This is a genomic window from Anaerocolumna sp. AGMB13020 (assembly GCF_033100115.1).
In the GTDB taxonomy this organism is placed as follows: Bacteria; Bacillota; Clostridia; order Lachnospirales; family Lachnospiraceae; genus Anaerocolumna.
On record NZ_CP136910.1, the window covers coordinates 4132483 to 4157034 of the forward strand.

General features: G+C 39.3%; 20 protein-coding genes. 14 read left to right on the top strand and 6 right to left on the bottom strand.

Annotated elements, in window-relative coordinates; translation table 11 throughout:
* Positions 1–69: 69 nt before the first annotated feature.
* The gene (locus tag R2R35_RS17135; protein WP_317731051.1) at positions 70–1026 is read left to right on the top strand and encodes an alpha/beta fold hydrolase; all 957 of its coding nucleotides are present in this window, start codon (positions 70–72) and stop codon (positions 1024–1026) included.
* Positions 1027–1136: 110 nt separating this feature from the next.
* On the opposite strand, the gene R2R35_RS17140 is transcribed toward R2R35_RS17135, so the two are convergent.
* A complete protein-coding gene (locus R2R35_RS17140) occupies positions 1137–2123 on the bottom strand; it encodes a CPBP family intramembrane glutamic endopeptidase (protein WP_317731052.1) in 987 nt (328 codons plus the stop codon).
* Between the two features lie 777 nt (positions 2124–2900).
* Here R2R35_RS17140 and R2R35_RS17145 point away from each other — a divergent pair.
* Complete coding sequence (locus R2R35_RS17145; protein ID WP_317731053.1) at positions 2901–4496, top strand: recombinase family protein; 1596 nt, start codon at positions 2901–2903, stop codon at positions 4494–4496.
* Between the two features lie 12 nt (positions 4497–4508).
* Here the strand turns inward: R2R35_RS17145 and R2R35_RS17150 are convergent, their stop codons facing one another.
* Together R2R35_RS17150 and R2R35_RS17155 are read right to left on the bottom strand one after the other, a co-directional pair.
* On the bottom strand, positions 4509–5171 hold the full coding sequence (locus R2R35_RS17150) for a S8 family serine peptidase (RefSeq protein ID WP_317731054.1): 663 nt from the start codon (positions 5169–5171) through the stop codon (positions 4509–4511).
* A gap of 159 nt (positions 5172–5330) precedes the next feature.
* Entirely contained in the window at positions 5331–5723 is a 393-nt protein-coding gene (locus R2R35_RS17155; protein WP_317731055.1) for a hypothetical protein, read from the bottom strand.
* 213 nt (positions 5724–5936) lie between these two features.
* Between R2R35_RS17155 and R2R35_RS17160 the strand changes: the two genes are divergently transcribed.
* From R2R35_RS17160 to R2R35_RS17175, 4 genes are all read left to right on the top strand, one after another.
* Positions 5937–6284, top strand: coding sequence for a hypothetical protein (locus R2R35_RS17160; RefSeq protein WP_317731056.1), 348 nt, complete (start codon positions 5937–5939; stop codon positions 6282–6284).
* A gap of 143 nt (positions 6285–6427) precedes the next feature.
* On the top strand, positions 6428–7462 hold the full coding sequence (locus tag R2R35_RS17165; RefSeq protein ID WP_317731057.1) for an ROK family transcriptional regulator: 1035 nt from the start codon (positions 6428–6430) through the stop codon (positions 7460–7462).
* A gap of 128 nt (positions 7463–7590) precedes the next feature.
* Positions 7591–8757, top strand: a complete 1167-nt coding sequence (locus tag R2R35_RS17170) for an MFS transporter (RefSeq protein ID WP_317731058.1) — start codon at positions 7591–7593, stop codon at positions 8755–8757.
* A gap of 136 nt (positions 8758–8893) precedes the next feature.
* Entirely contained in the window at positions 8894–10513 is a 1620-nt protein-coding gene (locus tag R2R35_RS17175) for a nitrite/sulfite reductase (RefSeq protein WP_317731059.1), read from the top strand.
* A 127-nt stretch (positions 10514–10640) separates the two neighbouring features.
* Here R2R35_RS17175 and R2R35_RS17180 read toward each other — a convergent pair whose 3' ends face one another.
* A complete protein-coding gene (locus R2R35_RS17180; RefSeq protein ID WP_317731060.1) occupies positions 10641–11285 on the bottom strand; it encodes a hypothetical protein in 645 nt (214 codons plus the stop codon).
* A gap of 244 nt (positions 11286–11529) precedes the next feature.
* Between R2R35_RS17180 and R2R35_RS17185 the strand changes: the two genes are divergently transcribed.
* From R2R35_RS17185 to ppk1, 4 genes are all read left to right on the top strand, one after another.
* Positions 11530–12999 carry an amino acid permease gene (locus R2R35_RS17185; RefSeq protein ID WP_317731061.1) on the top strand — a complete coding sequence of 490 codons (1470 nt, stop codon included), beginning with the start codon at positions 11530–11532 and terminating at the stop codon, positions 12997–12999.
* A 248-nt stretch (positions 13000–13247) separates the two neighbouring features.
* Entirely contained in the window at positions 13248–13814 is a 567-nt protein-coding gene (locus R2R35_RS17190; protein WP_317731063.1) for a DUF5662 family protein, read from the top strand.
* Between the two features lie 340 nt (positions 13815–14154).
* Positions 14155–15081 (top strand): Ppx/GppA phosphatase family protein, encoded by a 927-nt coding sequence (locus R2R35_RS17195; protein WP_317731064.1) that lies wholly within the window; start codon positions 14155–14157, stop codon positions 15079–15081.
* The gene (gene ppk1 / locus R2R35_RS17200; protein WP_317731065.1) at positions 15062–17188 is read left to right on the top strand and encodes a polyphosphate kinase 1; all 2127 of its coding nucleotides are present in this window, start codon (positions 15062–15064) and stop codon (positions 17186–17188) included. Before R2R35_RS17195 ends, ppk1 begins: the two co-directional genes overlap by 20 nt.
* Positions 17189–17367: 179 nt before the next feature.
* Here the strand turns inward: ppk1 and R2R35_RS17205 are convergent, their stop codons facing one another.
* Positions 17368–18204: a formylglycine-generating enzyme family protein gene (locus R2R35_RS17205; protein ID WP_317731066.1), complete on the bottom strand. Its 837-nt coding sequence runs from the start codon at positions 18202–18204 to the stop codon at positions 17368–17370.
* Between the two features lie 185 nt (positions 18205–18389).
* The gene (locus R2R35_RS17210; protein WP_317731067.1) at positions 18390–19028 is read right to left on the bottom strand and encodes a glycoside hydrolase family 11 protein; all 639 of its coding nucleotides are present in this window, start codon (positions 19026–19028) and stop codon (positions 18390–18392) included.
* A gap of 603 nt (positions 19029–19631) precedes the next feature.
* Between R2R35_RS17210 and R2R35_RS17215 the strand changes: the two genes are divergently transcribed.
* From R2R35_RS17215 to R2R35_RS17230, 4 genes are all read left to right on the top strand, one after another.
* On the top strand, positions 19632–20651 hold the full coding sequence (locus tag R2R35_RS17215) for a peptidylprolyl isomerase (RefSeq protein WP_317731068.1): 1020 nt from the start codon (positions 19632–19634) through the stop codon (positions 20649–20651).
* 157 nt (positions 20652–20808) lie between these two features.
* A complete protein-coding gene (locus tag R2R35_RS17220; protein WP_317731069.1) occupies positions 20809–21747 on the top strand; it encodes an ABC transporter permease in 939 nt (312 codons plus the stop codon).
* 69 nt (positions 21748–21816) lie between these two features.
* Positions 21817–22725, top strand: a complete 909-nt coding sequence (locus R2R35_RS17225) for a carbohydrate ABC transporter permease (RefSeq protein ID WP_317731070.1) — start codon at positions 21817–21819, stop codon at positions 22723–22725.
* Positions 22726–22750: 25 nt separating this feature from the next.
* Complete coding sequence (locus R2R35_RS17230; RefSeq protein ID WP_317731071.1) at positions 22751–24445, top strand: extracellular solute-binding protein; 1695 nt, start codon at positions 22751–22753, stop codon at positions 24443–24445.
* The last annotated feature ends 107 nt before the right edge of the window (positions 24446–24552 follow it).

A 24552-nucleotide genomic window follows, 5' to 3' on the forward strand; every position in this document is an offset into this window, starting at 1 on the left:
ATAAAAGTAAGAATATAATACATAGATAAGAAGGACTGCAAACTACCTAAAAAGCATAAGGAGAAAAAAATGAAAAAGAACAACATTATTCGTAAAATAGCAACACTTGTACTTGCAACAAGCCTTATATTAACTACTGCTGTTTCAGTAGCAGCAAAGACTGCGGTAAAAGAAGGGCTGGTGGATATCGGTGACAAAAGCTTATATGCCAAAACTATGGGTATTGACAGTAATGTTACCGTTGTTTTTGATTCCGGCTATGGCGATGGAATTTATACATATTCAGAAGATCCGGCTTATGAAACCTGGGGTAATATTCAGTCAAAGATAGCTAAATTCGCTAAAACCATAACCTATGACAGAGCCGGACTGGGACAAAGCGATCAGGGTGTTAACAGAAATCCATTAAGTGAGGAATCAATGGCTGCTTTTCTAAATGGTGAGGACATACCCTATGATGAATCAGTGTTTGAGAATGGTTCTGGGAAAACAGCCATAGACAGAGCAAGAGACCTGCATGCATTATTAGAGGCAGCAGAAGTTGATGGGCCATATTTATTAGTTCTTCATTCTGTTTCAATGTTAGAGGCGGTAGAGTTCGCCAAGGAATATCCTGGTGAAGTAGCAGGTATTGTTAGTGTTGACGGTACCTCAGCAGATACTTTACAAAAAAATGTCGAGTTTTTTAGAGCATATGCTCCTGAGGTTGAAGATTTATTTTTAGGACAGTTTCAAGAGAATGATGGTACTTTAAGTGAGATAATTCAAAGTTCTCTGCAGGTAATGAACGCAGGTGATGTTTTAAGAAATATCCCCTTCACAATACTTCACCCCTCTGATAGCGGAAGCGGTCCAGAATACCAACAGATGTCAGATGAAATCATGAGAGAATGGCTGACCTGGTCGAATGATTCGAGACTTATATTTGTACCTGACACAAGTCATTATATTATGAAAGACCAGCCCCAGTATGTAATTGATGCTATAAAAAACATGTTGAAAGAAATAAATAAAAGGTGTAAGTAATAGATAAAAGAAATACAAATTAGATTTTGACAGACTTCCTTTTAGGCAGGCAGTTGTAGGATTAAACTGCATGCTTAGGAGGAAGTTTTTCAATATTCTTTCAATTTTACTTAAGAAGAAAAAATCTCAAGTTTCTCAATACCGTCGAGAGCTAAAAATAAGTTCACGACTATAAAAAGTATGACCCATAAGGTAGTAAAGGTATATTTATATTGATGCTTGGGTGATTTGTTGTCACGCAGATAAGTAAACAGCTTCTTTCTATTAATAAATAAAATAATCATACCTACAAGAAAGAAAATTGAATTAATAAAGGTAGTTATGAAATCCTGCTGATTTTCTGAGAGACCTTTTATCAGGAAGCCCAGTACATCACTAAAGATAAAATTATTTATTATATGTAAGAGTACCGCCCATTTAAAAGAATATTCCATGGCTACATAACCTAATATTAAACCTACCACTGCAGCAAATATCCCCTGTATGAAATTCGAATGAAAAACACCGAATAGTAGTGCAGACATTACGATGGCGTAAAGCTTTCCGAACTTTTGAAAGGAGCGCAGCATAGCTCCGCGAAAAACAATCTCTTCCATTACAGGTCCCAGAAAACTGGCATATAAGAACATGGAAAGGGTAGTACTGGTTGCAGTGGCTGTTTCAATCTGCCCTAACATGGTATAACCAAAGGTGTTCAAGAGAAACTCTGCCAGCATACCAAAAAGTCCAAAAAGGGTTTGTACGGACATGAAAACGAATAAGATCCCAACAAAGGAACATGCAGTCATTCTCTTATTTACGACGGTCAAATCATTTTTAAGTATTTCTTTATTTCGATATATCAAAATAACGATCAATCCAAGGGCAATCCCCAGTATACTGGACCAAGCATTTTCACCTATTGAAGTAATAAACGCATCATAATCGCTATCACTCATATTCCTATCTCTCAGCATAGTTATTAATATTGAAAACATGGAATATACAACAACTGTCGAAAACATAACTAATTCATATAGAAAGAGTGTTCGGACAGTATAGTTGATTTCTTTCTTAAAGTTCTTTCTCGTCTCTGTCACATTGATATCGCGTTCCATTCAGAAGGTCTCCTATTCTTTTATCATTCTGTAAAAAATAGCTGCTTGTTTTACACGAATATCTACTGAGGAGCATATCGGTATTTAAAGATTGCGCTACGTTCTTAAAGCTCGTCCTGCTATAACATGGGTCTACTATAACTCGTCCTGCTATAAAATGATTTAAGTAATCGATACATGAAAGAAACCACATAATTAACTTATGTCAATTATATATAAAAGAAATAATATATTAAACTTATTTCAATTATACATGAAAGTAATCCTTGTAACAATTGGTAAATAACCATATTATTTGTTACTTTATCACTTTGATTAAGACAATGGTTAAAACAGACGTCTCATTGTTAACTGAAAGTGAACGAAATAAAATCCATAATGGTTAAAGCTTTCGTTGGATTAATTGCTTAAACCAAAGCAAATCAAGTAAAGGCGCTTCTCATTATGGAACGGACTACCCGAATAACATCAGAGTTAAGGGAAGGTATCATCTGAGAATATGATTTGTGAATAGGACAAAATTAACAGAAATATATTTACATAAGAATAGATTTGCTAAGGGTAATGCCAATGTTTATCATAAAAGATGCGTACAAGAGTCAGTCATTGGAGGAGAGGCAAAAAGCGATTACTAAAATACTCGTAAGGCTTCTTAAGAACAGGCAAGAGAAAAAGAGCGATTCGTATTAATAACAGGAAAATCTTCAATGCAACAACCAGGTACATTCTCTGATAAAAATGGAAAGTTTGATAAAGGAGAGCAGGGGAGGTGTAATTGTGGATAAAGCAGCAATTTATTGCAGATTGTCGAAGGAAGACCAGGATAAGATGAATCAGGGAGATGACAGTGCCAGCATCCAAAATCAAAAGCTTCTTTTGGTGGACTATGCAATTGCTCATCAATTTATAATTCATGATATCTATTCCGATGATGATTATTCCGGGCTTGACAGTGACAGACCTGCCTTTAACAGGCTAATAAACGATGCGAAGGAAGGGTGCTTTCAGGTTATTATCTGTAAGACACAGTCCAGATTCACCAGAGAGATGGAGCTCGTTGAAAAGTATCTTCATGGACTTTTTCCGGTAATCGGTATACGTTTTATCGGAGTTATTGATCATGTGGATACGGACATCAAAGGTAATAAAAAAGCCAGGCAGATTAATGGACTTATCAATGAGTGGTATTGTGAGGACCTGTCAGAAAATATCCGCAGTGTTTTTCGCAGTAAGATGGAAAAAGGACAGTTTCTTGGCTCCTACGCCGCATATGGTTATAAGAAATCTCCGGAGGATAATCATAGACTTATCATAGACGAAGAGGCAGCTTGGGTGGTAAGAAAAATTTATCTTTATGCACTTAAGGGATTGGGGAATAAGCAGATTTGTGACAAGCTGTACGAAGAAGATATTCCTACACCCAGTGTCTATAAGAGAATGCAGGGAATCACCGATAAGGAGACCTTTAAAGCGTCTGCCTATAGCAATAAAAATATATGGGGTACCTCTACCATACAGAAAATACTTTCTAATCGTATCTATACAGGTGACATGGTACAAGGAAAGGAAAGAAAGGTAAGCTATAAAAGTAAAAAGGTAATAGCTGTACCGGAATCGGAATGGGTTATCGTACCGGATTGTCATGAAGCAATTATTGATAAGGAATCTTTTGCACTGGTTCAGGAATTAAGAAAGAGCAGAAGGTATGCTTGTTCTGCCGATGAAGCAGGAAAGAAACAGATTAATCTTCTTGCCGGAAAAATAAAATGCATGGATTGCGGCAGCACAATGGTCAGGTGTAATGGTGATAAAAGATATGTCACGCTGTATTGTCAGTTATATAAAAGAAGCAAAAAAGAGCAGTGTTCTGCTCATTCGGTGAATTATAATAAGCTCGTTGAAGCAGTAAAGCTGAAAATACAGGATATCCTTCAGACTAATTTGCAGCATATTAATCTGGAGGAGTATCTTGTAACAGAAAGTAGCAGTGCTTCAGGAAACAAGTTATTGAAAGAGAAGGAAAAGAAATTTACTGTGTTAGAGGATAAGCTTAGCAGAATTAAGAAGGCTTTGGCACTGTTATATTTAGATAAGGCGGATAACAAAATATCGGAAGAGGAATATAGAGAGCTAAAAAGCAATCTTATTCAGATGACGGAGGAATTGGAGGGCAAGGTGAAAGAAGCAGATTTTCAAATACAGAAACAGGAGAGAAAGAATGATACTTATATAAATAGGGAGGTTATATTAAACGATCTGCTGAATTTGAAGGAATCGGATCAGGAAATCTATCATGAGTTCATTGATTTCATAGAGATTGGAGAAAAAGGCAGAGATAAAAATCAGGAAATAATTATACACTGGAGATTATAACTATGATTATCGTTAACCCGCCATGGATTCCTCGTGATTAATCTTATTGATTTTCACCTTCAACCACTTCACATGTGTCCCGTGGCCTGATAAATCCACACTGGGAACAATTGCAAGCCTTGCTGCCTGGTCTGGTGCATTTAAGGCTTCATTGATTTTTTCCCGGGTATATAAGGTGCCAATGGCATAACCTTCCGGAGGAGCACCATCAATAGTCTGATCCCATAACTCCAGTATTCGGGTGGAGCCATCGGGATTTCTGAAATCAGGGTGGGCATAGTCGATGCCGGAATCAATAACCGCAACAATAACACCTGTACCAAAGAGATTGAACTGGGCAGTCTGAAGAGGGTTGATGCAGGAGACGCTTCTGCCCTGGTTTACAGAATAAAAGAGACGTTTTGGTTTTTCTATAAATTCCACTTCCTGGTATTCTGAGAGCCTTGGTATCAGTTCCTGCCGAATCGTTATGATAGCATACTCATTCTGAAGAGGTACCACCACAGCACCTAGTTCTTCTGCAATTCGTGTTATATTACCACTGAATTTCACGATTAGTTCCCAGAGTTTCACTTCCGGTATAAAACCCACATTTAGATCCAGTGTCTTATCCCTTACCTGCTCTGGAACATCCAGTGCAAGATTTAATTGATTGTCTGCTTTTCCGTCAGGCATAATCTAACCTTCCAGAGTTTATTAATTTAATATATGCACACAGGAAAATCTTGCGAATTTATTCTCAGAAATACAGCCTGCTAAATAGCCCCCTCCAACATACATTGCTTGAGGGAATTATCCGCAGGCTGCAAGGAACAGATGAATAATTTGTACCCTTTAGATACTCAGCCAATATACAGGCACCATCTGAGAATCCGCAGTTGTGAGATAATAATCAAAAATATCATTATTACGGCAGCTGGCAATTATTTTATCTCCGTAATAGGTTCTGGAATCCTTACGGAAGACGGTATAAATAATTGAGCTGCCGTCATATTGGAGTATGCTTTTGGTTGATATCTCTCCATTATCGGTTTCAAATGCGGTTATTCTTATTTTATCTGGTATACCCTTGTCTATATTTGATAGAAAACTATAGAATCGTTCCGTATTATGAGGTCTTACGGCGCTTAAAACCACATCTTTGCTTTTAACAGCCATATCAACCGTATATGTTTCAGGTAAAGTCTCCAGCTCTGTTACATGTTCCTTGGAATAATTTCGGTTCATGTGTTACCTCTGATTATGTTGATACTATAGTATATGGTTTAGCTGTTTGAATGGTGTATCCGGATATATAAATACTACCGAGAGAAGTTTTCAAATAAAAATTTTAACGGCAAGATTCTAATGTAATCTTAATTTTACAAATAAATACAATTAAGTTATGATATTCATAAGCTATGTCAATTAAAAGAACTGGATAGAAGAGCAGGAGGTAATATGAAAAGGTTTTTATTTATTATGTTAGTTCGAATAATGGTTTTTATGGTTTTATTTGGAACAGTGATGGGGATTTGCTATTTAATCAGCAGACATTACGACTATAGTTATATGCGTATTATTGAATATGCAGGTATGCTATTACTTATTATTGGAGGACTTTCCGTACTTGGAGGGCTGAGTATACGAAGTGATATCAGGGATAATGAGACGAAGTTATCACTAAAATGGGGCAGGGGCTTGCAGGAGGATATAAAACTGGCTGCCGATAATAGAGTCTTTTTTGTCTGTATGGCATTGGCAGGGTTGATACTGATTGTGGCGCCATTGATTTTTAATATCCGGTAAAAGTTCTTATCAGGGAATAAGAGTATAAACTTATATTGACAGAAATTCTTGAACTCAGTATAATAAAGATTACTTATTAAAGAACTTTTAAAAAGAGTTATATAAAATTGCTTTGATTCACAATCAGTATTAGGAGGTGTTTTATGTTAAGCGGAAATACCCTGTTGATGAAAGAAGTTAATAAAGATCTGGTAAGGGAGCAGTTAAAGACCTTAAGAAAAGCAACAAAGCAGGATTTATCTCAGAAGACCGGGCTAAGTGTGGTAACTGTCAATTCCATTCTGACGGATATGGTGAAGCACGGAGAAGTACAGGAAGGTGAGATGATACCCTCTAACGGAGGCAGACCCTCTCTTTTGTATCACTATAATGTAAATTACAGCTACGGAATTGTTATCTATGGCCATCAGAAAGAAAATCAGAACTGCATTCATCTGGCAGTAGTTAACCTTGCAGGGGAGAGTGTGTATAAAGAAGAAGCCTTTATGGAGGATATCCAGCTGGAAAGCTTTGAAGAACTTATAGACAGGGGAAAGGAGAAGGTTTCCCATATTTCAATAATCGGCTTTGGTTTGCCAGGGGAAGAAGAGGACGGCGTTGTAACCCTTAATGATTACAGAAACCTGACCGGTGATGTCTTTATGAAGCATTACAGGGAGAAATACAAAGTACCGGTTATCTTCATCAATGACATCAACGGGGCAGTAAACGGTTATTATCACTACAAAGCCCCCGGAGGTATGTTAAATGTTGCCGGTATTTATTTTCCGAGGCTTTATCCCCCAGGTGCCGGGCTTGTTCTAAACGGTGAAGTTTATACAGGAAATAAAAGCTTTGCAGGTGAGATTGCAGGTCTTCCTATTGGAGTGGATTGGATTAAGCTTGACTATGATAACCGAACAGAAATAAGGGAAGCGATTGGCAGGCTTGTGGCGGCTTTAGCCTGTGTTATTGCACCGGAGCAGATTGTTTTATATGGTGATTTTTTTCAGGAGGACGATGTGGCGGGAATCAAAGAAGTTGCAGAAAAGCTTCTTTTTAGAAAATTTGATATTTATCTGGTGCTATCTCAAAACTTCGAAGAGGATTTTGAACAGGGTATGATCCGGTTCCTATTGGAGCATTCGGTGGATAAGTATATACTTTCAAGAAAAGGAATCGAAACCGTTATGCTATAAATAATTTAATTTATGAAGAAAATGTCCTGTGAAAATACAGTGTCAATAAATACAGTGTCAATAAATACAGAGTAGTATGTATTGGATAATTAAGAATATACATCTTGGACTTTCAGAAAGAGGTTAGAATGACAATTTTACTTTTAATGATAATATATCTTGCATTTATCAGTCTGGGGCTTCCGGACTCCTTACTCGGCTCAGCCTGGCCGGCAATCCATCCGGGGCTTAATGTGCCTGTATCCTATGCCGGTATTGTAACCATGATAGTATCAGGTGGAACCATTGTTTCCAGTTTCTTCAGCGGTGCTGTTATTAAGAAGCTTGGAACAGGCCTTGTTACAGCCATCAGTGTTATCATGACAGCTGGTGCTTTGCTGGGATTTGCTTACTCTGACAGCTTTATCTGGTTATGTCTGCTAGCCATTCCCTTAGGACTGGGAGCAGGATCTGTGGATGCAGCACTTAACAACTTTGTAGCCTTACATTATAAAGCCAATCATATGAGCTGGCTCCATTGCTTCTGGGGAGTGGGTGCAACCCTTGGACCTGTTATTATGGCATCTTTTCTTAAACAGGGGGGAAGATGGGATTTGGGGTATAGAACAATCGGAATCCTGCAGCTAAGTCTTTCTGTAATATTGTTCCTGTCCTTGCCTTTATGGAAAAAGGTCAAAGAGGATAACAAAGAGGTGGAAGAGGAAGGGCAGAAGGAGCTTAAAAAAGGTGAAATATTAAAACAGAAAGGCGTACTTTCTGCCTTATTTGCTTTTTTTGCTTATTGCGCTATTGAGGCTACTGCAGGCTTATGGGGCAGCAGCTTCCTGGTATATACCAAGGAGGTTTCACCGGAAACTGCTGCTAAGTGGGTGTCACTTTTTTATCTTGGTATAACGGTTGGAAGATTCCTCGGAGGTTTTGTTACCATGAAGGTAAAAAGCAGCAACATGATACGTATGGGAGAAGGAATTATACTTCTTGGTATTCTCCTGTTGATACTGCCTTTGGGAAATTACACCTTGATGGGAGGTTTGCTTCTAATGGGATTAGGTTGTGCACCTGTCTATCCGGGTATGATTCATGAAACCCCAAGACGTTTCGGTAAAGCGGCCTCCCAGTCCATGATGGGAATGCAGATGGCTTGTGCTTATATTGGCTCAACTTTTATGCCTCCGCTCTTTGGTGCAATTGCCAACTCGGTAACGTTTCTTTTATATCCTTTTGTATTGCTGGTATTCTTGATAATGATGGTAATTCTATCAGAGCGAAGTGCAAAAAGCACTCTGGCAAGTTAACTTGGTAAACCTTGCATTTTTCCATGGTTTGACTTACAATAGGACGGTATACAATTACATATGATGCTTCAGGCAGCATAGACAGGCAATGTACCGCAGGGAATAATACGGCACAGGCAGAAAGGAATTTTCTGATATGAGCAAAGTGCAGACACTGGAATATAAAGAAAAACTAATCAGTGAAATTAAAGGTTTTAAGGAAAAAGGCGAAAGTTTCCTTCGAAAAGAACTAACGGTTGCTGAATTTAAGGGTATCTCAGGAGGAATGGGGGTTTATGCGCAAAAGGGCGGTGAGCAGTTCATGCTTCGTCTTCGTGTGTCCTCTGGAATACTGAGCAGAGAGTATTCTGATTTAATTCTTCGTTTAGCGGAGAAGTTCGGTATTGAGAAACTTCATCTGACTACCAGGCAGGCGATTCAGCTACATGACCTGAACCTTGATGAAGTATGTGAGATAATGGAAGAATCCATTCGAAATGGTTTATATACAAGAGGAGGCGGTGGTAATTTTCCAAGAAACGTTGCCCTGTCACCTCTCTCAGGTGTAGAAAAGGGTGAAGCTTTTGATGTTACCCCATTTGCTGTCTGTACCGGAGAGTACCTAATGGAACATATTACCGAATATCGATTACCAAGAAAATTTAAGATAGCTTACTCCAACGGCGGCAGGGATAATGCCGGATGTACCTCTACGGACTTAGGTTTTCTGGCCGTTGTAAAAGAAGGTAAGCCCTATTTTAAAGTTTATCTAGCCGGCGGACTTGGTAATAATCCGGCTTTTGGTATTGAGCTTAAGGAATTGATTGAACCCTCCAAAGCCCTTCATTATGTAGAAGCAGCAATCAGGCTGTTTATGGCAGAAGGTGACTATCAGAATAAAGGAAAAGCAAGACTTCGTTATGTACCGGTGAGGATCGGTGAAGAAGCCTTTTTGGATGCCTTTTATGATAAGCTAAAAGAAGTAGAAGGCGACGACAGCTTTACCGAATTCGCGGAGGAGTTTGCAGCCTGTGATACTAAGATAGAGAAAAATACCAAAACAAATCAGGAAGTCATATCTCCTGATAAGGGGGAAGTAATCCTTGAGCAGAAACAGGAGAGTCTGTTTGCAGTGAGAATCCATCCCATCTGCGGACAATTTAAAATTTCGGATTTTAAAATTCTCAGGGATTTCATGGATGAAATCCTAGAAGCAGAAAAGGAAAACAATACGCCGGATATTCGTTTGTCCATGGATGAAAGCCTTTTTGTAAGAAATCTGACAAAAAAGCAGGCAGAGATACTGCTTGATAAGCTTGCCGCGATGAATATGGTCATATCACTTTCCAGAAGTATATCCTGTGTGGGGACACCCTCCTGTCAGGTTGGCATGATAGCAAGTCAGGAACTGATTCACGCTGCCCTTGATTATATGAAGGCAGAAGGAATAAACCCAAACAGGCTGCCCCAGCTTTCAGTGTCCGGCTGCCTGAATTCCTGTGCAAGACATCAGATAAGCCCACTGGGTTTCACCGGTATCAAGAGAAGAGTAGACAATGAACCGGTAGATGCTTTTGACCTGCATATCTGCGGTTCTTCTTTAGAAGGTGCCTGCCATCTTGGTAAAATGGTTGGAAGTATGAGAAAGAAGGATATCCCGGCCTTTCTTGGTAAGCTTGCTGCTACCTTGGAGAATTTGGACAAGGAGTATACGGATTATGCCAATGATATGGAAGAGGATTTTCTGAAATTGATAGATGAATTTAAGATTTCGTAAATAGAAGCAAGGAACTATGCAAATAGCTGTCTGCCCCGTGGTCAGACAGCTATTTGCATAATTCCTTGCAGAAGAGAACGGATATCTCCCGCAGATTTAGCTTATGCTTTGAAACTTAAGCAGAAGATTAGTTTACTGCTTTATACAACTTCTTATTAAGATAGATATAATCGTTTATCTGCTCCTCTCTGCCATAAGGTGCATAGATATGGTGATCAGCAGCCAGATACATACTTTGCTCGCCATAGGCAGCACCTATATATTTTGCCGGGGTATCAACAGAATCGGTAGTCTGAAAGATTATACTGACTTCTTCATCAATCATGTTGCCAATAGAGAGTATTATCTCCTTCTGTCCATCCTCATCCAGATCAAAGAAGCTTACCTGAAAATAATAATCTTTTTTCGGAAGAGTTCCTTCCTCAAACGCATTTATATTCTCTAATGGATTGTTCTTAAATGCATGTAACAGATTGACCGCTGCTTTGTCATTGAAGTACATAATTTCAGTCCCACTTTTAACATCTGCCCGTATCCTGAACATCTCCCTTGTACCATCGTTTTTACCCATATCAAATTCCATATAGGCATTGCTTCCATCTGAGTTGATATCCTCTCCTTTGATGAATATAAAATCATCATTATTCGTATCAAATAAGATATCCTTTCTGATTGTCAGGTTTTCATAATCAGTATTGCTTTTTATGTTTTCTCTGCTGCAACCTGTAAACAAAGCCAGCGAAAGAAGAATTATAAATTTTTTAAGTTTCATAAGCGCTCTCCTTAAGGAAGATATTTAATTCAAATAACCAGTAAATCTATGACTATTATTATAGTATAACCTCCTCAAAATAGAAACACCATAATTACTAAATTATAACAAATCTTTATGATAAAATCTATTGCTGGAAAAGGAAAATCAAAAGTCAGCTAATATAATAATACTTCTGTGGGATACTAATAGTAAATTTTAATGCTGGAGCAATTTTTCTTCTAACATAAGAATGGAGGTTAACATGGGTGAAAAGCATGAAAAAGGATTATCAGCCTGGCAGCTGACAATGATGGCAGTAGGTTCCGTAATTGGCGGTTCCTTCTTTTTAGGGTCTTCAGTAGCAATACATTCTGCAGGGCCGTCAATAATCCTTTCTTATATATTGGGCGGTGTACTTGTATATTTTATTTTATTTGCGTTGTCTGAAATGACTGTAAATAATCCGGGCGTGGGTTCCTTTCGAGGATTTGCAGCCGATGCCTATGGACCGGGAGCAGGATTTATAACAGGGTGGGTATATTGGACAGGAATGGTGCTTGCCATGTCCAGTGAAGCAACAGCTATATCGTTATTGTTTAAGAATTGGTTTCCGGAGGTTTCGACTACAATTTTGGGAAGTACCATAATAATTGGTGTAACCCTGATAAATCTACTTGGTGCAAGCAGACTAAGTAAGTTAGAGAGTGGTCTTGCAGCTATAAAAATGCTGACTGTAGTAGCTTTTATCATAATGGGTGTTTTGCTTATATTGGGGATTGTAAGAGGGGTAACAACAAGTGGTGCTGTCGTTTACAATACTCCGGCTATAACAAATGAGGCATTTTTTGCAGATGGCTTCAGAGGACTTGCAGGCAGCTTACTAATAATTATGTTTGCGTATGCAGGGTTTGAGATAATCGGCCTCGCAGCCTCAGAAGCAAGAGAACCAAGAAAAACAGTACCAAAAGCAATTCACCGAACAGTGGTGATACTGTTAGGTTTATATATACTATCTGTAGGTACCACTCTTTTTCTGATACCCACAGGAGAAATAAGGGAAGATATCAGCCCTATGGTAGCAGTACTTAACCGGTACGGATTTACCTGGGCAGGAACCGTCTTGAATATTGTATTGATAACTGCCATCCTATCCACTATGTTAGCCTCCATGTTCGGACTTGGAAGAATGATAAGGTCATTGGCAGATGACGGCTGGGCACCGCCATTCCTAAAAGAAGTAAAAGAAGTGCCTTATAAGGGGATTTTATTCTCTGGTGCAGCTATGCTACTTGGTTTATATGTAGGCTTACTGCTTCCCCAGGTGTATTTGTTCCTTATCAGCGCCGGCGGCTTTTCCGCCCTGTTTACCTATTCCATGATAATGGCAACCCATATCCGTTTCCGGAGAAATCACGGGAAGCCGGAAGACAGGCTACGGTTAAGAGGTTTTCCGTATTCCTCCTTATTTGTGCTTCTATGCCTTATTGTTGCCATAATAAGCATGCCCTTTATCAAAGGACAGGGAACAGGGCTAATCGCAGGAATTGCAATTGTTATATTCTATGGTATAACTTATCTGATTGTAAAACAGTTCCGAAAAGAAACAAAAAGCAACATGGATTCAAACCATCTGAACAACAGGCTAAGTATGGAGACTTCCAGGGAACTTACCAACTTAAGAGATTATAAGCGAAAACATCAGAAAGACAACAACGATAACAGTATAAATTAGGATAATTATATTAGGCTTATTCTATTTCAGCACCTGTTCTTTACACGGCTTCTTCCCTGGTGCCATTCTCCACCTGTCTCAGTGTAAAAAGCAGGTGATGTTATTGTTAAAAGACCATCGCCCGTATTACCAGCCGGTACCACAAAATTTGACTTTTTACACCGAAATGGTTGCATTAACGGAAAGGGAAGAATATAATAAAACCCAAACATGAGGGAAAGGGCCGGAAAGCAGATATGGCAGGCAGTATGAAGTGGTTACAGCATTTAAAAACAATTAATCATCATAAATATTTGGTGATGAGATATTGTTTCAGGGCAGGGCTTTACAGGCAGGGATTGTTACACGATATGTCCAAATACAGTCCGGTAGAATTTCTGGTAGGTGCGAAATATTTCCAGGGAAACAGAAGTCCAAACAATGCAGAAAGAGAAGACCGTGGCTACAGTCTGGCATGGCTTCATCATAAAGGCAGAAATAAACACCATCTGGAATATTGGATTGATTACAGTGTAAATGAGGGGGCTCCCATGTCTGGCATGAGAATGCCGGTAAATTACGTTGTAGAAATGTTCTGTGACAGAGTAGCAGCCAGTAGAATCTACAACAAAGAGGCATATACCGACAGAGATGCCTACGATTATTTTAATACCTCAAGACAACACTACTTAATTCACCCGGAAACAGAGAAACTCTTAGAAAAACTATTGGTAATGTTAATGGAAAGAGGAGAAGATGAAACGTTTCATTACATTAGAACCAAGGTTTTGAAACAAGGTTATGATACCATACAAGTAAAAGATATTAAAAAATAAAAGATATCAAAAAATAAAAAATATTAATAAGTAAAAGGCATCAAAAAGTAAAGACATCAAAAAGTAGAGACATCAAAAAGTAGAGACATCAAAAAGTAAAATTATTGCAGAATTAAAATGATATATTAATATAAAGGATCCATAAGCTGCTTTGCATTAAATGATATTTATATTAGTAACGAAAGAATACGAAGAAAAAAATTTAAAAGTTTACGCTTTGTGAAGTAAAATGCAATATTTTGTAGAATTTTACACTGATTTAATAAATACTTTACATATTTATAACATTATCGGGATACAATGCCAGTAGGCTGTACTCTGGCGGACAGGAGGAAATGATATGCTGTATGCAATTGTGGATTTAGGTTCCAACACGATGAGACTTTGTATTTATGAAACAAGTGAAACGGGGTTAAAGTCAATCTTTGAAAAGAAAACCATGGCAGGCCTTGTTAACTACATCAAAAAAGAGAGGCTTAGCACAGCAGGAATCAAGCGTGCCTGTGATATATTAAATGAGTACAAGCATTATATCAGTAATTTTGGAATCAAAAAGGAAGAGTTAAATATATTTGCGACAGCTTCCCTTCGAAATATAGTAAATACCAAAGAAGTAATCCAGACGATCAAAGATATAACTGGTCTGGATGTCGAATTGATATCCGGGGAGGAAGAAGCTACCCTTGACTTTAAGGGAGCCATAAAGGCATTTCCGGAAAGCTCCGGTGTGCTGGTAGATATCGGCGGCGGAAGTACTGAGCTTGTGTCCTTTCAGGACAGACAGATTCAATATGCAACCAGTATGCCTGTTGGTTCCCTGAATCTTTACGTAAATTATGTAAAAAAGATTATACCCAAAGAAGAAGAAAGAGAATCAATCAGAGAACATATAAAAGAAACTTTAAAATCTCTGGAGTTAAAAGAAGAAACGGCACCTTTTATCTGCGGTGTTGGCGGTACCATGCGTGCAGCCGCCAAGCTTAGCAACCAGATTTATGGTTATGGAAAAGAAAATATCATAATAAAAACTTCTGACATAAAAGAAATCCTTGATACCATAAAAAATAGCAGAAAGCAGACCATATCACCGGTATTGCAGGTAATCCCGGATAGAATCCATACCATAATCCCGGGGCTGATTGCTGTGGATACCATAGCAGATTTCTACAATGCAAAAGAAATATTTGTCAGTCGTTATGGTGTCAGAGAAGGATATCTATACGAAAGAATAATAAAGGAGAGTGTGTATGCCCCATCTGGAAAATAATTTCCTGAAACCCTTTATGCAGAATAGGGAACTGTCGTGGCTTCGCTTTAACAGACGTGTGCTGGAAGAAGCAGAGGAGGAGACTGTGCCTCTTTATGAGCGGTTGAAATTCGTATCCATCTTTACCAGCAATCTGGATGAATTCTTTATGATAAGGGTAGGCAGTCTTACTGACCTTATGTATATAGATAATAATGTGGACGATAAGACCGGACTTACGGCAAAACAGCAGCTGGAGCTTATATTCCAGGCAGCGATACCTTTGTATAAAGAGCGGGATCGGGTATTTCAGACGGTGGAAGAGCAGCTCCGTGAATTTGGAATACGTAATCTGGAGAGCAGTGAGCTGAAAAAAAGTGAGAAAAAACAACTGGATAAAATCTTTGAGGAGGATATCAAACCCATACTGTCCCCTCAGGTGATAGATTCCAGACATCCATTTCCTCATCTTGTAAATAAAGGAATCTATATCATATGCGAGTTTACAGGGGAATCCACGAAGTTTGGTCTTATTCCCATATCTCAGTCCCTGCCTGCTTATTTTATGCTTCCTGGTACAGACAGCAGCTACATACTGACGGAGAAGATTGTATCAGAGCACATAGCAGAAGTGTTCGGCATGTACAAGGTAGATTGTGCGGCAGTCATATCTGTTACAAGAAATGCAGATATCAGCCCTGAGGATGAAGTCTTTGAGGTAGATGACGATTTCAGGGAGAGAATGAAAAAGGTCATTAAGAAAAGAGCCAGACTTTCACCGGTAAGGCTGGAGGTTCAGGGACACTTGAGCAAGAGCCTGAGTAGCTTTCTGCTTTCAAAGCTGAATCTGACAAAAGAACAGGTATTCACAAGTATAGCCCCCTTAGTGCTTGGATATGTATTCGATCTGCAGGGGCATTTACCCTCTGCGCTGGTGAAGCAGTTAAGCTATCCGGTGTTTAAACCACAATATCCGTCCTTTTTAAACAGCCATGAGAATATCTCGGTGCAGGTAAAACGTAAGGATATCCTGTTGTTCTATCCCTATGACCAGATGGAGCCCTTTCTTCAGCTGCTGAGAGAAAGCGCCCAGGATACATCTGTGATTTCCATTAAAATTACCATTTATCGTTTATCCAGAAATTCAAGAATCATTGATTACCTTTGCAACGCTGCTGAGAATAACAAAGAGGTAACGGTTCTTATGGAGTTAAAGGCAAGGTTTGATGAGAAGAATAACATAGAGTGGGCAGAACGTCTTGAAGAGGCCGGCTGTAATGTTATATATGGATTTGAGGGTTTTAAAGTACACAGTAAGATCTGTCTCATTACAAGGAGAGACAGAAACCGTATCTTTTACATCACACAGATAGGAACGGGAAATTATAACGAGAAAACCGCTAAACTGTATACGGATCTTTCCCTTATGACAGCTAATCAGGTAATTGGTCAGGAAGCAAATGAATTCTTTAAGAATATGTCCATCAGCAATTTAAAGGGAAATTACAACAACCTCTTTGTGGCCCCTTATTCTTTTAAAAATAATCTGATTGCTCTCATTGATGATGAAATAGAGAAGGCAAGAAGAGGGGAAGCTGCCAGTATTGTAATGAAATCCAATTCCCTGACAGATAAAATAATTATTAATAAGTTATCAGAAGCATCTCAGGCAGGGGTTAAGATCAAGCTTATAATCAGAGGAATTTGCTGCCTTCTTCCCGGAATTAAAGGAAGAACAGATAATATTACAGTGTACAGTATAGTAGGACGATTCCTGGAGCATTGCAGAATCTACTGTTTTGGTCTGGGTAAAGATGCCAGATTGTATATCTCATCTGCTGATATGATGACCAGAAACACCCAGAGAAGAGTTGAAGTTGCCTGCCCTATCCTGGATGAGGATATAAAGGAAAGGATTCAGCATATTCTTGAGGTTATGTTCAGCGATTCCGTAAAAGCAAGAATACTAGGAAAGGATGGCACTTACGAAAAAATTGATCGTGATGCGGAGCCCATAGATTCGCAGCAGCTATTTATCGAAGAAGCCATGCGGGAGGACAGTAAGACTGCAGCCTCCAAAGAATATATCCTTAAATTTTTTCGTAAAATAAGAAGATTCTCAAAATAAAAACTTCACGAAACCAACAATACCAGAATCTCAGGATGTGCCTGAAAACTCATTGCACCGTTTTGAATGACCGCTTTGTGGTTTTCAGTGTTACAATTTTGGGAACGTAAACCAGCTACGTTCCCAAAATCGTGTTTTGTCTCCTGGAAAGCGGAAACTGGGCCCGGCACAGGCAGGTTTTAATCTGCATTGCGGCAAATACGCAGTCCCTGGTCGGAACCTTTACCGTTGGCTTCGAATTTACCTCGGAAGGAGGGCTCCAGGCAGCTTACATCGCCAATCCATCCGCCTCCCTTTGTAACCCTGGAAGAGCTGCTGTTAGCATCGCCTTCACCATACCAGTCAAAACACCATTCCCGCACATTTCCTGACATATCATAAAGCCCTAATTCATTTGGCTTACAGCTGCCTACTGCTTTCGTGCTGCTATTGTTGGCTGATATGGCTGGCCAGCTCCAGTCTCCAGATAAAAGGTCTTTTCCTGAATTTCTCCAGTACCAGCCAACTTCTTCTGCTATGCCGCTGCCGCTATAAAGATAGCTTTTGCTCTTCTGACCGCCGCCGGCAGCATATTCCCATTCGGCTTCAGTAGGAAGACGGTAACCATCGGCATCCTGATTGATTGTAACAAGCCATTTCACATCATCGAATTCATTGGTATTGTCTGAATCGACCTGTTCTTTGTTTATATTGTAATATAACTCTTTACCTTCCTTCTCACTTCTTTTATTGCAGTATTCAATTGCTTCATACCAACTGACTGATTCAACCGGCCTGGTATCACCCTTGAATTCGGAGGGATTTTGTCCCATTACCGCAGACCATTCCCTCTGGGTAACTTCCTGTTTTCCAATATAAAAATCGGCTATTTCTGTTGTCTCTCCATAAAAAGAGGAGTGCGTATTAACAAAATTGCCGCCTTCTATAAATACCAGTTCATCGGAAGCTTTGCTGGAGCAGCCGCTGTTCTGTATGAGAACAACAAGGAAAAATAATATTAAAACACTTTTTTTCATTTTATTCTCCTATAAGCATAATGAGTTACTTTAATCATTTGAGGATATCAACAGGGGCGGAAGTAATATCCAAATAGTATGTAGGTAAGTTTTTGATAGTTCTTCGTTATGTTACCGGACCGTATCCATAGGACATGCTTTTGCTGAAGGAAAGCAGAATAACGCTAAGGAACGATCTTCTTTCATTACCAGACAGTTACATTGGCATAACCGCTGCTCTGGTAACCTTCTACACATAATGACTGATAAGACCAGCTGCTGCCCAGATACATCCCTTTACTGGACCAGGCATTTGCATGATTAGCAAAGTTTATCTGAACATTGCTGCCAGTCGCTCTTTTAGACTGCCGTACGCTCCAGAATTGCTGAAAAGTCTGGGTACCGTCAATAGAGGGTGCATTGTAGCGCATGCTTGTATAGATATCATAGGTTGCGCCGTCACTGTAAACAGTTCCCTTATAAGTTCCCGTTGGTCTGTAGGTTCCCCAGCTATCCACAACATAATACTCAATAAGGGAATTCCGTGTCCAGCCATAGAAGGTCAGATAACCGTTACCGGAAGGAGAAAAGGCACCGGCATTGTAATTTACAACCCTTGAAGCATTACCGCTGTTCCAACCCTTTCCAACAACGAAATTACCACAGTTTGTCCAGCTTACGCTGAAATTGCCGCCTGAACCATTGACCGCGTTGACAGTACCACCGCCGTCTGTCCAATTCTGCCAGTAATCTGTAGCAGCACTGGCATTCATGGTAAATAAACCTGTAAAACCCAGCATAAATGCAAAGAAGAATGATAGAACTTTTTTAAATGATTTACTCATAAAAACCCCTCCAATTATATAGTTTTATTTACACTTACCTACATACTGTCTGAATATCAATACCTTCCTCCTTTCACTTTTAATCTGAGCTCTCTGCCGGTACCTTGCCGGGTCCGGTAATCAGAACCATTGGTTTTGCTTACGGTCTGGAAGCCTTGCAGAAACGTTTATAAGTGTGCCTGCCTGTACTTAATTTGTGGAAATGTAATAAATTATGTTCAAATGGGAGTCGATGATGAAGCCCTAAAGAAACTAGAAAAATCATTTGATTAGATAGGGAGCATAGTATCTGTGAGATATAGTTTAGTCAAAAAACTAATACTGAGGACTTCATTATATCAAACATGTTAATATTTGTAAATACATTAATTGTTTTTTTCTTTTGCTTTTTTTCCAGCTGTTCTATTCCATCTGAAAGCCTACGTACTAATTTTTGAGGCAAACCCCATAAAAGGTATATTTTGAAAAGGTGTCAGAAATTTATCAGGTATCACCTGCTATCTAAAAAAATAACACCTTTTTGAAAATCTTGTATCTTTTTCATTTTATAATGTCTGCTATACTAGAATCAAAGAACAGCCGTTTCAGACAGAAGGAGGACAAATGAACCGTAACGGAATAAAAATAAAAGATGAGCTCCGGGCAATCGAGAGGAAATCGGATGGCAGGAAATCTTATTTGAGGCATAGAATTTCGGTCCTGTTCCTGTTTATCATAATGACAGTATTACTAAGCGGCTGTCAGAAGGATCTGAATTACAAAGCTACAGTTGCTTTTACTTTTGATAAATCAACGATTTATCTCAATGAAATGATGTATCACGTTTTGTTAGCCAATATGCAGGAGGAACTTTATACTTCTTACATGAAGGAAGACGGGAAGGATTCCGGTGACAAAAAGGCAAAGGAACTGGCAAGGGAACTTACAGATGCAGCTGTTGACAATGCAATAAAATACCAGCTGTTCTATGAAATGGCTATAGAAGAAGGGTATACCCTGACAGAAGAGGAAAAGTCTGAGTGCCGAAGAAGAGCAGAAAGCATTCAGAAAAATTTCGGTGAGGAAACCTTAAGTTCCTATGGACTTTCAATTGAGAGCGTTACAGCCATACAGGTAAAGCTTGCATTAACCGCTAAATACTACAGTAACTACATAGACAAACTGGAAATTGATAAAGAAGCTATACAAAACAAACTGGACCGGAAGGATTACAGACAATATAAAATCACCTATCTCTTCGGACAGAAAGAGGAGAAGGATCTTCTTTTAACATTGAAGTCGAAAGCTTTGACGGAGAACTTTAAAGAACTGGGTGAGGAAGCCGGAATAAGGTCCGGAGAACTTACCTTTACAGCTGGGAAAGATACCTTCGGGGAAGAGAAGATACTGGAAGATACCGTTATCTCCATGAAAGAAGGAGAAGTAAGCGAAGTAATTGAAACCGTAAACGGATACTATCTTCTAAAGCTCGATTCAGATACCTCCGAGGAGGCTTTTCATGAGGCAGTAGAGGAAGAATATAACAAGGCAAGAGAGGAAGCAACAGAAACAGGATATCAATCCCTAAAGGCAGAGCATTCCATAGAATTGAACAAGGACCTGAGAAAGTTTATAAACCCCTAGGGAATGACTGAAAAGCCATATCACTGTTTGGGATAGATTGATAAATTAACTGAGTGAAAGAAAATACAAGTCAGAAAGGATGCCACATGGAATATCTTTCACTCTTTCTACTGTGGCAGCACTGCTGGATTTTAAGCGGTATGCGGAGGGCTAAGAAATGTCTGTAAAAAGAGGAGCAGGAGTAAAACAAAAAGGAAACTTGGGGAGATGGTGGAACCAGAGGTATTTGCAGTTCATGGTACTTCCGGGGCTTATCTGGATGCTGGTATTTAACTATATACCAATGGGCGGCATCATCATAGCTTTTAAGAAATTCAAGATTACAAAATCTATTGCGGAAGCGCCTTGGGTAGGACTCCAGTATTTTAAAGAGTTCTTTCAGGATTCCAATTTCTCAGATGTAATGATCAATACCATGGGCATAAGCTTGCTAAAGCTCTTTATCGGATTTCCGCTGCCTATTATATTTGCATTATTAATTAATGAAATCAGGGGTATTAAATTTAAGAAAGTTACACAGACCATATCTTATCTGCCTCACTTCCTTTCCTGGGTCGTACTGGGCGGTATATTGACTACCTGGCTTTCAAAAGAAGGCGTTATCAATGACTTTTTAGTAACCTTTCATTTATTAAAAGAACCGGTATCCTTTTTAGGAAATCCCAAATATTTCTGGGGTGTGGCATTGATCTCTGACATATGGAAGGAACTTGGCTGGTCGGCTATTTTGTACCTTGCAGCCATTACCAGTGTAGATCAGCAGATTTATGAAGCAGCTACGGTAGATGGTGCGGGAAAACTGCAGAAGATCTTTTATGTTACCTTGCCTTCTATAACCGGAACCATAGCAATTATGCTTATTTTACAGATATCTGGACTTCTAAATTCTAATTTTGATCAGATATTAATTTTAAAGAACCAGGTGAATATATCAAGAAGCCAGGTTATTGATACCTATGTGTATCAGGTAGGTATGTCACTTGGAAAGTATTCCTATGCAACTGCCGTAGGATTGTTCAAGTCAGTAATTGCATTGTTCCTGCTGCTCTTTGCGAACAAGACATGCAAGAAACTTCTTGGAAGGTCGCTGTATTAATGAGATTTTTAACATTGACACAACTATCCGACAAGAAACCTTATAGAAAGAAAGGATGCCATAACTGATATGAAAACTGTAAAAAGCACACATATAAAACGTTCCAGAGGAACTTTTATCTTCGATACCTTAAATACCATCTTTATGATTATATTATGTTTCCTATGTATCTACCCAATCTGGTATGTAGTGGTAAACTCCTTTAACGACGCAAAGGATGCTATGATGGGAGGAATCTACTGGTGGCCCAGAAAATTTTCTCTGGAGAATTACCTTACCGTATTTGCAGACAGCAGCGTATTACAGGCCTTTAAGATAACAGTCGGAAAGACCTTATTGGGTACCGCCATAAATGTATTCTTTACAGCGATGGTAGCTTATCCTTTGTCCAAGAGCAATCTGATAGGCAGAAAGTATTATATGGCCATGGGTACCATAACCATGTTCTTTGCAGGCGGTATGATTCCTACCTTTATCCTGTTTAAGCAGTTGAATCTGCTAAACAACTTTCTGGTATATATAATTCCTGCAGCCTTTAACTTTTTTAATCTGCTGATATTTATTAACTTCTTCCGTGAAATACCTGCTTCATTAGAGGAGTCCGCTAAAATTGACGGAGCGGGGGACTGGAAGATTTTTATGAGGATTATACTTCCTCTGTCCAAACCGGTTCTGGCAACTATCGCACTTTTTGCAGGTGTAGGCCAGTGGAATGACTACTGGGGCGGATTAATGTATATGACAAACAGGGTAGACCTAGAGCCTATCCAGACCTATCTTTACCGAATGGTTGCCCAGGTACAGTCCAGCCAGGTAGCAGGTTCCATTTCTGCTTCCAATATTACAGCGTCTGATACCACCTCTACCTCAATCAAGCTGGCGGCCATGGTAATTACAACCCTGCCTATATGCTGTGTATACCCCTTCCTTCAAAAGTATTTCGTAAAAGGAATGATGGTAGGCGCAGTTAAGGAATAAAGTAAATAAAAATGGAGGATGTAAGATGAAAAAAAGTTACAGAAAACTGCTTTCTCTTGCACTGGTATTTGTATTGGTGCTCGGTCTTGCAGCGTGTGGCAAAAACAATTCAAAAACAACGAAGGGGAATGATGCGACCGGTGAAACAACTACTCCGGAAGCCACAGCAACAGAAGCACCTGCAGAGACAGGTACAGATAATACAGCTGAGGTTGTACCCGGCTGGCAGCAGCATGCATCAGAAAAAGTAGATTTAACCTGGTATATTAACTTTTCCTGGTTCACAACTCCCTGGGGCGAGAACCTGATATCCAAAACAATCACAGAAGAAACCGGTGTTAACATTGAATTCGTAGTACCTGCCGGTAATGAAGCAGAGAAACTCAATTCCCTTATCGCATCCGATTCCCTTCCTGACCTTGTAACACTTGGCTGGTGGGAGCCTCAGGTAGGCGATATGATCGAAGATGGCATGGTATATGCTCTTGACGAACTGGCAAAAGAATATGATCCTTACTGGTTTGATGTAGCAGATTCCGGTCGTGTAGGCTGGTTTACACAGGAAGACGGACATATCTACGGATATCCTAACTCCTCCTTCTCCCCTGCTGACTATGAGAAATATGACAATATTTCCTCCAACCAGACTTTCTTAGTAAGAAAAGATATCTATGAAGCAATCGGAAGTCCTGACATGACTACACCGGAAGGTTTCAAAGCTGCTGTTAAAGCAGCAAAAGAGAAATATCCTGAAGTTAACGGACAGACATTGATTCCTGTAGGTGCTCATGAATTCGGAGCAACCGGTAATACATCCTTTGACCAGTATTTAAGCAACTTCTTAGCAATACCTTATGAAAAAGACGGTAAGTTCTATGACAGATACACCGATCCTGAACTTGTAAGATGGTTAAAAGCTTTCAGAGAGTTAGGTGCAGAAGGTTATCTTGCAGATGATATATTTATTGACAAGAGAGCGCAGATGGAAGAAAAGATTGCTCAGGGACGTTATTTCTGTATGCTTTACCAGAGAACAGACCTTGCAGAGCAGGAGAAGATTCTTTATGCAAACGATCCTAACAGCATTTATATTGCAGTGGATGGCCCTAAGAACAGCAAAGGAGATGCTTATACTCTTCCCGGAACAGGTATCAACGGCTGGACTGTAACTATGATCTCCAAGAATTGTGAGAACCCTGATCGCGCGATTCAGTTATGCTCTTATTTAATGAGTGAGCACGGACAGCTGATGACCTGGTTAGGTGTTGAAGGAGTAACCTGGGATTATGTAAATGATGTTGCAACCATGAAACCTGAAGTTAGAGAACTTCTGACAAAAGACAGAGCAGCTTATGACAAGCAATATGGTGCAGATTCCGCATACTGGATGTTCCAGGATAATGCTATGGCATTAAAATGGGCAGTTGAGACACCTGAACCGCTGGGACAGATGGAGCGTTGGACATATCCTTATGTTATGACCACTTCTCAGTATGATGTAACCTTAGCTACCGGTTCTGATGAAGCAGATATCCAGTCCAAGGTTGACAATGAGTGGGGTATTGTTCTTCCGAAATTATTATTAGCAAGCTCTGAACAGGAATTTGACTCTATCTGGAGTGACTTTATCAAGAAGAGAGATGATTTTGGTATCAGTAAAGTACTGGATACCAAAACAGAATTAATGAATAAAGCCAAAGCTAAATTAGGTTTAAAATAATAAAGATTGAAAAAACAGCCTGATGAAAAATCAGGTTGTTTTTTCCCGTAGTATTATCTATAATTACCATAACAAATAATAATATATCTCGAAATTACAGAAAATAT